Source organism: Streptomyces sp. NPDC057654 (assembly GCF_042800135.1).
Classification (GTDB): Bacteria; Actinomycetota; Actinomycetes; order Streptomycetales; family Streptomycetaceae; genus Streptomyces.
The window spans coordinates 1-11,611 of record NZ_JBHVHQ010000193.1; the positions used below are offsets into that span (position 1 = coordinate 1).

General features: G+C 73.5%; 2 protein-coding genes. One reads left to right on the forward strand and one right to left on the reverse strand.

Features of this window, described 5'->3' with window-relative positions; all coding sequences use genetic code 11:
- On the reverse strand, nt 1-10,552 hold a 10,552-nt coding region (locus tag ACFU99_RS17000), incomplete at its 3' end, for a type I polyketide synthase (protein WP_384392155.1).
- Between the two features lie 520 nt (nt 10,553-11,072).
- Between ACFU99_RS17000 and ACFU99_RS17005 the strand changes: the two genes are divergently transcribed.
- Nucleotides 11,073-11,582: a hypothetical protein gene (locus tag ACFU99_RS17005; protein ID WP_384392158.1), complete on the forward strand. Its 510-nt coding sequence runs from the start codon at nt 11,073-11,075 to the stop codon at nt 11,580-11,582.
- The last annotated feature ends 29 nt before the right edge of the window (nt 11,583-11,611 follow it).

Consider the following 11,611-nt stretch of genomic DNA (forward strand, 5'->3'; position numbering starts at 1 on the left):
GCCCTCGGGCGCGCCGCGCGGCGGCGAGGGCGTCGAGGTGGGCGTTGGCCGCCGCGTAGGCGGCCTGGCCGCCGCTGCCCCAGGTCGCGGAGATCGAGGAGAAGAGGACGAAGGCGTCCAGCGACGGGCCGTCGAACAGCGCGTCCAGGTGGTCCGCGCCGAGCGTCTTGGCCGCGGTCTGCCGAGCCACGTCGTCGAGCGTGCAGTGCTCGATCCGGGTGTCCGAGGTGAGCCCCGCCGTGTGCACGACGGCCCGTACGGTCTCGTCCTCGGCCCGCAGCCCCTCCAGAGCCCGCGCCAGTTCGGCACGGTCGGCGACGTCGCAGGCCAGGACGGTGGTACGGGCGCCGAGCGCCGACAGTTCGGCGGCGAGCTCGGCGGCCCCCGGCGACTGGGGGCCGCGTCGGCTCAGCAGTACGAGGTGCTCGGCGCCGTCCGCCGCCAGCTTCCGCGCCACGTGCGCGCCGAGGCCGCCCGTACCGCCGGTGATCAGCACGGTGCCGCGCGGCTTCCAGGGCGCGGGGGCGGGTACGGCGGCGGGGATCAGGGCCCGGTCGAGGCGGCGCCCGAAGAGCCCGGCGGCGCGGACGGCCACCTGGTCCTCGCCGTCCATCCCGGCCAGCACGGCGCACAGCCGACTCAGCGCTGCGTCGTCCGGCACATCAGGCAGGTCGATCAATCCGCCCCAACGGTGCGGCAGTTCAAGAGCAGCGACCCGCCCGAGGCCCCAGATCTCGGCTTGCACGGGGTCAGTGGGGGCGGCGCCATCCGCAGCCACCGCACCGCTCGTGACGCACCACAACGGCGCGTTCAGCTCACGGTCACCGAGTGCCTGGATGAGCAGCAGGGTTGCGGCCAGGGCGGTGCTCGGCGCCCTGGGAGACGGCTCCGGCCCACGGCGGCCGGCGTCGGCGTCGGCGTCCGTGAAGGCGAGCAGCGACAGTACGCCCGTAATGCCGGCGGTATTCGGCGGCAGCAGCCCGGCCAGTTCCGTGCGCGTCGCTCCGGCCGCGACCGGCAGGACCGTGACTTTCGCACCGTGCCGAGCGAGGGCGCTCTCGACGCCCCCCTCCGGGATCTCGACGCCCCCCTCCGGTCCGCTCCCCTCCGGGATGACGAGCAGCCAGGTGCCGGAGAGACGTGGTGCGGGCGGTGTGGGGAGCGGTTGCCAGCCGATGCGGTAGCGCAGGCGATCGGCGGCGGCGTCGGCCGCGCGCCGCGACCGCCGGGACGCCAAGGCCCTCGGCACGTTCTCCAGTGCGGCTGCGGCACCCTCGTCCAAGCCCAGTTCGGCGGCGAAGGCCCGTACCCCTTCGGGCCGGTCGAGCAGATCCCACAGACCGTCAGCCGCCGCGCCCCCACCCGTTGCCTCGGGGATGGGCTCGGGCCAGAAGCGCTTGCGCTGGAAGGCGTAGGTGGGCAGGCCCACGCGGCGTACGTCCGTGCCGCGCCAGCCGGTCGACCAGTCGACCGGTACGCCGCGCACGTGCAGCCCGGCCAACGCTCCCCGCACAGCGGCGGCCTCGGGCCGCCCCTCCCGCAGCATCGGCAGCGTCTCGCAGTCGTCGGCGTCCTCAAGGCAGCCGTGCAGCATGCCGGAGAGCACCCCGCCCGGACCCAGTTCCAGGAACGTCGTCGCGCCCTCGGCCCGTAGCCTGCGGGCGCCGTCGAGAAACCGTACGGTGCCGCGGACGTGCCGGACCCAGTAGTCCGGCGAGCACAGTTCGTCAGCGGAGGCCGGTGCGCCGGTCAGATTCGAGACCACCGCGATACGGGGCGCGGAGTAGGTCAGCCCCTCCGCCACGTGCCGGAACTCGTCCAGCATCCCGTCCATCCGCGCGGAGTGGAAGGCGTGGCTGACGGCCAGTCGCTTGGTGCGGCGGCCACGGGAGCGGAACTCCTCGGCGAGCCGCAGCACCGCTTCCTCGTCGCCGGACACCACGGTGGAGTCCGGCCCGTTGACGGCGGCGATATCCGCTGCCGCGACCTCTGTTGACCAGACGTCAGCAATGATCTCCCGCACTTCCTCCTCTTCAGCCTCGACCGCCACCATCGCCCCGCCCGCGGGCAGCGCGTCCATCAGCCGGCCGCGAGCGGCGACGAGCGCGCACGCGTCGCGCAGGTCCAGGACGCCCGCGGCGTGGGCGGCGGCCACCTCGCCGATCGAATGGCCCATCAGCAGATCGGGCCGTACGCCCCAGTGCCGTACGAGCCGGAACAGCGCGGTCTCCAGGGCGAACAGCGCGGGCTGGGTGAAGCGGGTCCGCTCCAGCAGGTCCGCCTCGCGCGTTCCCGTCTCGGCGAACAGGACGTCGCGCAGCGGCACTTCGAGGTGCGGGTCCAGTTCGGTCAGCACCTCGTCGAGTGCGTCGGCGAAGACCGGGTCGTCGCGGTAGAGCTGCGCTCCGGCGCCCGCGCGCTGGCTGCCCTGGCCGGGGAAGAGGAAGGCCGTGCGGCCGGGCAGGCCCGCCGCGCCCGTGATCACCGAGGCCGGGCGGCGGCCGTCGGCGAACGCCCGTAGCGCCCGCAGCGCTGACTCCGCGCCCGTGCCGAGTACCGCGGCCCGGTGCTCCAGCGCGGCCCGGCCGGAGGCGAGGGAATAGGCGACGTCCGCCAGGCCGGCGTCCGGGCGCTCTGCGAGGTGCGCGAGGTGGGCGTGGAGCCGGTCCGCCTGGGCCCGGAGCGCCTGCGGGGTCGCGGCGGAGAGCAGCAGCGGTACGGGCAGGGGGCGGGAAACGGCGAGGTCGCCACCCCCCGGGGCGCCCATACCCCCCGGGACGCCCGTCCCCTCCGGGGCCTGCTCCAGGACAACGTGGACGTTCGTACCGCTGATGCCGAAGGAGGACACGCCCGCGCGGCGCGTGCCGCCGTGCTCGGGCCAGGGCGTCCGCTCGGCGAGCAGCCGGAGCCCGCCCGCCGACCAGTCGACGTGCGGGTTGGGCTCGCCGAGGTGCAGGGTGCCCGGCAGTTCGCCGTTGCGGATGGCCAGCACCATCTTCATGACGCCCGCGACGCCCGCCGCCGCCTGCGTGTGCCCGATGTTGGACTTGACGGAACCGAGCCACAGGGGGCGGTCGGCGGTCCGGCGCGCGCCGTAGACGGCTTGCAGCGCCTGCGCCTCGATGGGATCGCCGAGCCGGGTCCCGGTGCCGTGCGCCTCGACGGCGTCGATCTCCTCGGGCCGCAGTCCGGCGTCGGCGAGGGCGGCGCGGATGACGTTCTGCTGGGCGGGCCCGCTGGGCGCGCTGAGCCCGTTGCTCGCCCCGTCCTGGTTCACGGCCGTGCCGCTGACCAGCGCGAGTACGGGGTGGCCATGGCGGCGGGCCGCCGACAGGCGCTCCAGCAGCAGCACGCCCGCGCCCTCGCCCCAGCCGGTGCCGTCGGCGTCCGCGGAGAACGCCTTGCACCGCCCGTCGGGCGCGAGCCCGCGCTGGCGGCTGAACTCCACGAAGAGCTTGGGCGTGCTCATCACCGTGACGCCGCCCGCGAGCGCCTGCTCGCAGTCGCCGCGCCGCAGCGCCTGCACGGCGAGGTGGAGGGCGACGAGGGAGGACGAGCACGCCGTGTCGAGGGTGAGCGCGGGCCCTTCCAGGCCGAGGACGTACGAGACCCGGCCGGAGAGCACGCTGGCGGTGTTGCCGGTGAGGAAGTGCCCCTCGGACGCGCCCGGCGAACCCTCCAACCGCCCGAGGTAGTCCTGGCCGTTGGTGCCGAAGAACACCCCGACCTGACGTCCCCTCAGTGAGGTCGGGTCCTGCCCGGCCGCCTCGATCGCCTCCCAGGAGGTCTCCAGCAGCAGCCGCTGCTGCGGGTCCATGGCAAGCGCCTCGCGCGGCGAGATGCCGAAGAACTCGGCGTCGAAGCCGCTGACATCGGCGATGAGCGCGCCCTGGTCGCTGTAGGTGGTTCCGGGGTGGTCGGGGTCGGGGTCGTACAGCCCCTCGGTGTCCCAGCCCCGGTCCAGCGGCCAGTCCCCGACCGCGTCGATGCCACCGGCGAGCAACTTCCAGAACTCATCCGGACGTTCGACGCCTCCGGGGAAGCGGCATCCCATGCCGACGATGGCGATGGGGTCGTCGGCGCTGCCGTGGGGACGGTTCCCCTGCGCGCCCTCGCCCGTGGCAGAAGGGATGCCGGAACCGACAGCGGCTACGGCCTCGCCCAACTCCCCCATTTCTGTGAGTTCGCTGATGAGCCGTTCGGCGAGCGCGCCCGGCGTGGGGTGGTCGAACACCACGGTGGCGGGCAGCTTGAGGCCGGTCGCGCCGCCGAGCCGGTTGCGCAGTTCCACCGCCGTCAAGGAGTCGAGGCCCAACGCGGCGAACGCCTCGGCGGGCCGCACCGCGTCGGCCGTCTTGTGCCGCAGAACGGCGGCCGTGTGGGTGCGTACGAGGTCGGTGGCGTACTGGATACGGTCCTCAGCACTCACCAGCGCGGCAAGCTGCGCACGAACACCTTCGCCGTCCGTACTGGCCCGGCTCCCGGTAGCGGCACTTCGGCTCGCCTCGTCCAGCGAAGCCATCTCCGCCCTCGGGTCCGGCAGCTCGGCCAGCAGCGCGCTGGACCGCAGCCCCGTCCCTTCGGCGAACCGCCGCCAGTCGACGTCGGCCACGAGGACGAGCCCGTCGTTCTCCGCCACGGCCCGGTCGATCGCGGTGGCGGCGGACTCGGGGTCCATCACCGGCATGCCGAAGTCCCGCAGCCGGGCGGCGACTTCGTCGTCGAGCATCCCGGCCACGGCCCACGCGCCCCAGGCGATGGAGGTTCCGGGCAGGCCGTCGGCGCGGCGGAGGGCGACGAGGGCGTCCATCGCGGCGTTCGCGGCCGCGTAGTTGCCCTGCCCGGCGTTGCCGACGACGCCCATCACCGAGGAGAAGACGACGAAGGCGGCGAGGTCGAGGTGGGCCGTGACCTCGTGCAGGTTCCGAACGGCTGTCAGCTTGGCCCGCAGGGACACGGCGAGCCGGGCGGGGGTCAGCGCGTCGAGCAGACCGTCGTCCAGTACGCCCGCCGCGTGGAAGACGCCGGTGAGCGGGGACTCGGCCGGGATGCCGGCGACCAGCGCGGCCAGCGCCTCCCGGTCCGCGATGTCGCAGGCGGCGATGGACACGGCCACGCCCAGTTCCGCGAGCTCCGCGCGCAGTTCCTCCGCTCCGGGGGCGTCGGCGCCGCGTCGGCTGACGAGGAGAAGGCGCTCGGCGCCCTGTGCCGCGAGCCTGCGGGCGGTGTACGAGCCGACGCCGCCGGTGCCGCCGGTCACCAGGACCGTGCCGCCCCGCTCCCAAGGCCCGCCGGTCGCGTACGGGCGTGGGGCCGCGGCCAGCAGCCGCCGCCCGTGCACCCCGGTGGAACGCACCGCCACCTGCTCCTCGTCGGCCGCCGCACCGGCCAGCACCGCGCACAGGCGGCGGGCGGCCCGCTCATCGAGCACCGCCGGCACATCGACGAGCCCGCCCCAGCGCTGGGGGTGCTCAAGCGCCACCGTACGGCCGAGGGCGGCGACGGCCGCGTGCGCGGGCGTACCGGGCCGCTCGGCCCCACCGAGGACGGCCGTCCCTTGGGTCAGCAGCCACAGCGGAGCTTCGATCCCGGCCTCGCCCAGCGCCTGGGACAGGGCGAGGGTGAGTGCCAACGCACCCGGGACTTCCGGGTGTTCGGGGTGCGAGCGCTCCTCCCAGGCGAGGAGGGAGAGCACTCCGGCGACCGGCTGGTCGTCCTGGTCGGTAAGGGCCGCCGCTTCCACCAGCGCGGCGGACAGTTCCTCGCGAGTCGCGCCCGGACCGGGGGCGGTGATCAGGGTCAGGTCGACGTCGACAGCGGCGAGGGCGTCGAGGACTGCGGCCATGGCAGCGCCGAAGGCTTCGGGAACCGCGGCCAGCCAGCGGCCGGCGGGCGGCGCACCGGGCGAAACCGGCACCGGACGCCAGCCGACGTGGTAGCGCCAGAAGTCCGCGCGGCGCTCGCGTGCCTGCACGGAACGCCAGGCGGACAGGGCGGGCAGAACCTCGCCCAGGGCTTCGAGGCCGACACCGAGGGCCTTGGACAGCTGAGCGGGGTCCTGCCGCTCCAGCCTTTCGAAGAGGTCGTCGGCGGACGTCGCAGAAACAGAAGGAGAAGAGGAAGGGGACGACGAGGACAACCAGAAGCGTTCGCGCTGGAAGGGATAGGTGGGCAGGTCCACGCGGCGCGCGCCGGGGTACGTGCCGGAGAAGTCCACCGGCAGCCCGCTCGCCCATGCCTGCCCGAGCGACAACAGCAGCCGGTCCCGACCACCTTCATCACGGCGCAGCGTCCCGAGCACCACCGCCTCGGCCCCGGCGGCCTCCGCCGACTCCTGCACTCCCAGCGTCAGCACCGGGTGCGCACTCGGCTCGACAAAGAACCGGAACCCCTCCGCCAACAGCGCCCGCGTCGCCTCTTCGAAGCGCACCGTCTGCCGCAAATTCCGATACCAGTACTCGGCGTCCAGCGCGGTGGTGTCGAGCAGTTCACCGGTGACTGTCGAATAGAAAGGAACATTCGCCTGTTGAGGCGTCAATTCTACAAATTCAGAAAGCAGTTGTTCGTGAATGTCTTCGACATGAGAAGAGTGCGAGGCGTAGTCCACCGGTACGCGCCGGGCCCGCACCTCCCGCGCCTCCGCCTGCTCCAGCAACTCGTCCAACGCGCCCGCGTCACCCGACACCACCGTGGAGACAGGACCGTTGACGGCAGCGACGGACAACGCACCGCCCCATTCGGTCAGCCACTCCCCCACCTCGGCGGCGGGCAGCGCCACGGACACCATGCCGCCGCGCCCCGACAGGGCACGCAACGCCTTACTCCGCAACGCCACCACCCGCGCCGCGTCATCCAACGACAGCGCCCCGGCGACGCAGGCGGCAGCGATCTCACCCTGCGAATGACCGACAACAGCACCCGGCTCCACACCGTACGAACGCCACACCGCTGCCAGCGACACCATCACCGCGAACAAGGCCGGCTGCACCACGTCAACCCGCCCCAACGACGGAGCGTCAACCCGTGCCCGTAGAACATCCTCCAACGACCAGTCGACAAACGGAGCGAGAGACCGCCCACACTCCGCAACCGTCGACGCGAACACCGGTTCTGTGTCGATGAGTTGAGCGGCCATCCCCACCCACTGCGAACCCTGTCCGGGGAAGACGAAGGCGACTTCACCGCTCGTGCCAGCCGTTCCCTGTACGAGTCCGGGGGCGCTGGAGCCTGCGGCCAGGGCGCTCAGGGTCTGCCGGAAGCCGTCGGCGTCCGTGCCCTCGCCGACCAGTACCGCGCGGTACTGGTGAACCGCCCTCCCGGTCGCCAGGGAGTAGCCCACATCCGCTGGGTTCGGCCCGGCCGGGGCGTCGAGCAGCCGGCGTGCCTGGTCGCGCAGGGCCTGCTCGCTCTTCGCGGAGAGCGTCCATGCCAGGGCCGTCGAGCCGGGTGCGGGCACGGTCTCACCGGGGGCTGCCTCATCAAGCACCGGCGGCGCCTCTTCGAGGATGACGTGCGCGTTCGTGCCGCTCACGCCGAACGACGACACCCCGGCCCGCCGCGGACCATCGGCCGCGTCCCACGGCCGGGACTCCGTCAGCAGTTCCACCGCGCCCGCCGACCAGTCCACCTCCGGCGTCGGACCGTCCACATGCAGCGTCTTCGGCATCACCGCGTGACGCATCGCCAGCACCGCTTTGATCACGCCGCCCACACCGGCCGCCGCCTGCGTGTGGCCGATGTTCGACTTGAGCGACCCGAGCCTCAACGGGCGTTCCGGCAGGCGATTCTGACCGTACGTCGCCAGCAGCGCCTGCGCCTCGATCGGGTCGCCGAGCCGGGTCCCCGTACCGTGCGCCTCCACCAGATCGACGTCCGTCGCACGCAGCCCGGAGTCCGCCAGCGCCGCACGGATCACCCGCTGCTGCGAGGGGCCGTTGGGCGCCGTCAGGCCATTGCTCGCGCCGTCCTGATTGACCGCGCTCCCTCGTACGACCGCCAGCACCGGATGGCCCAACCGCCGTGCGTCCGACAGCCGTTCCAGCAGGAGCATCCCCACGCCTTCGGCGAGGCCGAAACCGTCGGCGTTCGCCGCGAACGCCTTGCAGCGGCCGTCCGGCGCGAGGCCGCCCTGGCGGCTGAACTCGACGAACATGCCCACGGTCGACATCACCGTCGCGCCGCCGGCCAGGGCCATCGAGCACTCGCCGGAGCGGATGGCGCGCGCCGCGAGGTGCAGCGCCACCAGCGACGAGGAGCAAGCCGTGTCGACGGTGATCGCGGCGCCCTCCAGGCCGAGGGTGTAGGCGAGCCGGCCGGACGCGACGCTTCCGGTGTTGCCGGTGAGCAGGTGCCCGCCGACCTCGTCGGCGTCCTGGAGGCGCGGCCCGTAGTCCATGGTCATCGCGCCGACGAACACCCCGGTCCGGCTTCCGCGCAGCGACGTCGGGTCGATCCCGGCCCGTTCGAAGACCTCCCAGCTCGTCTCCAGCAGCAGCCGCTGCTGCGGGTCCATCGCCAGGGCCTCGCGCGGGGAGATGCCGAAGAAGCGCGCGTCGAATTCGGCGGCGTCGTGCAGGAAGCCCGCTTCGCGCTGGTAGTAGCGGCCGGGCTGCCCCGGTTCGGGGTCGTAGTGGGCGGCGGTGTCCCACTCCCGGTCGGTCGGGAAGGGCGTGACGGCGTCCGCGCCGTCGGACACCAGCCGCCACAGTTCGTCGGGGGTGCGGGCGCCTCCGGGGTAGCGGCATCCCATGCCCACGATCACTACGGGGTCGTCGTCGGCGGCCGCGAGAGGTGTCTGTTCCTCCACTTCCACCTCGCCCTCGGCGCGTCCTTCCGTCAGTTCCGCACGGAGCGCCTCGGCCAAAGCCCCCGGTGTCGGGTGGTCGAAGACCGCGGTGGCCGGTATCCGCAGCCCGGTGGCCGCGCTCAGCCGGTTGCGGAGTTCCACGGCCGTGACGGAGTCGAAGCCGAGGTCGAGGAACGGCTCGTCCGCCGGTACGGGTCCGGGCCGGCCCAGGAGGCCGGCGACCTCGCGGGCGACGAGTTTCAGCAGCGCCGCGCGCTGCCCCGCCGCCGGGAGCCCGGCCAGCCCGGCACGGAGCGCGTCCGCCGGAGCGTCGGTGGTCACGCCTGTGCGGTGCGTCTCCACGTCCTCCGGCCCCGGCCCCACCCCCGCCCCCGTCGCCACTTCCGCTTCCGCTTCGAGGAGGTGCGAGGGAAGTTCGGCGGGCCGGGCGTCGTGGCCCTCGTACACCACCTGCCAGTCGGGCCCGCCGCCGCCGTGCGCGCACAGTTCGCCCAGCGAGGTCAGGAACCTCTTGCGGTCCCCCTGTTCGCGCCGGAGCGTCCCCATGACGTGCGCGTCGGCGCCCCTCTCCTCGGCGCTGTCCTGCATGGCGGAGGTGAGGACCGTGTGCGGGCTGACTTCGAGCAGCGTTCCGTAGCCGTCGGCGAGCAGGGCGCGGGTGGCCGACGCGAAGCTGACGCGGCTGCGCAGGTTGCGGCACCAGTAGTCGGCGTCGAGGACCGGGTTCTCCAGCAGGCCGCCGGTCAGCGCGGAGTAGTAGGGCAGCCGGGCGGGGCGGGGCCGGATGGGCGCGAGGTCCGTACGCATCCGCGGGAGGATTTCGTCGATGTGCGCGGAGTGGGCGGCGAGCCCCACGGCGACCTTCCGGGCGTGCACTCCGGCCCGCGCGAGGTCGGTGAGCAGTTCCTCGGCGGCGTCGGCGTCCCCCGAGACGATCACGGAACGGGGTCCGTTCACCGCGGCGACGACCAGGCGGCCCGACCACCGGTCCAGCCTCGGGGCCAGTTCCTCCGCCGCCGCCATGACGGAGACCATTTCGCCCCGCCCGGCCAGCGTCGCCTGGGCCTGGCTCCAGAGGGCGACGACCCGCGCGGCGTCGTCCAGGGACAGCGCGTCGGCGACGGCGGCCGAGGTGATCTCGCCGACGCTGTGGCCGAGTACGGCGCCGGGCTCCACTCCGTACGAGCGCCAGAGCTCCGTCAGCGACAGCGTCATGGCGAACAGCACGGGCTGCACGACATCCGCGCGGGCCAGGCTCGGCGAGCCGGGCGAGCCGCGCAGCAGGTCGATGAGGGACCAGCCGGTGAAGGTTTCCAGCGCCTGGGCGCAGTCGTCCATGCGGCGCCGGAAGACCGGGGAGGTCTCCAGCAGCCGGGCCGCCATGCCGGGCCATTGGGCGCCCTGGCCGGGATAGACGAATGCCACCCTGCCGCGATCGCCCGCGCCCTCGCCCCTGCTCCCGCCCTCGCCTCTGCTCCCGCCCTCGGCGAGTCCGGGCGCGCCCCGGCCGTCGGCGAGTGCTTCCAGGAGGTCCAGGAATCCGCTGCGGTCCTCCGCGATCAGCGCGGCGCGCCGTCTTCCGGTGAGCGCGGTACCGGCGAGGGCGAGCCCGACGTCGGCCGGGCGCCAGTCCTCCTGACAGCGGAGGTGCTCACGCAGGCGCCGCGCGCGGGCCGCCAGCGATTCCCGGCCGCAGCCGCTCAGCATCCACATCAGGGGCGAGCCGGAACCGGTTCCATGCACCATCGCGCCTCAGGGCTCCTTCGCGGCGAGTCGGGCCATAAGTTCGGTGCTCTCAGCGGTTGCTCCGGAGCGCGCCGGAACGCGCGAGAACGCGCCCGTCGCCTGCGGAGACCGACCAGGGCCCAGTGCCCTTCGGCAGCCGCTACGGGACGTGCAGTTGAGATCTTGCCGGGCCGGTGTAGCAACCCGATATCGCAAGGCGCGACAGCGATGGACGACGTCAGCGGACCGTGCGCACGACCGACGCCAACGGACGGCGCCAATGGGCGGCGTCAACGGGCGGCGTCAACGGGCGGCGTCAAGAGGCGGCGTAAGCCGCCGGCGCGAGCGGGGCAGTGTGGGCGGGCGCCGCTCGGGTACGCGCCCCCAGTGACGCGAGAGAGGTGATCACCGTGCGGGGCCGGGGTACAGAACCACCGACCATACGCACCGGTCGGACCGGTCGCACCGCTCTCCGACCCCCGCCCGGCGCGTACCGCCCCACCCCGCGTCCCGTACGACCAGAACAGGAACGGAGTTCACGATGAAGCGCATCATCGCGACCGCGGCGACAGCCGGACTGCTGCTGCTCACACCGCTCGGCAGCACCGCCGCGTCGGCCGCCGCGCCCGACGGCGGCGTGCTGGGGCCGGACGGCTACAAGAGCCTCCACCTCGGGCAGTCCGAGCGCGCGGCGGAGCAGACCGGCCTGCTGGTGGACAAGAAGGGTGGCGGCGGCTGCTCCGTCTACCACCTGCGCCCCTCCGAGGGGAAGCCGAACCCCGGCGGCGGTGTGTTCATCGAGTCCCGCAAGGGCGTAGCGATGATCACCGGAACGGACCGGATCCATACCCCCGAGGGCGTCACCATGGGCACCAGCCTGGACCGGGTCAAGGCCGCCTATCCCCGGCTGAAGAAGATCGACGACTGGATCTTCGAGACGCCGGTCCCGGGCGCGCGGCACGGCCAGCGCTACCGCATCGCCTTCGACGACCAGGACCAGGTGTCCGACTTCGCGCTGGAAGCCGCGGACCGGGGCCGCTGCGACAGCTGAGACCGCGACATACGTGACCCGGCCGACGG

What these genes read in the sequence shown, in the direction of transcription:
- ACFU99_RS17005 (WP_384392158.1), top strand. Translation starts at nt 11,073, where the DNA reads ATGAAGCGCATCATCGCGACCGCGGCGACAGCCGGACTGCTGCTGCTC.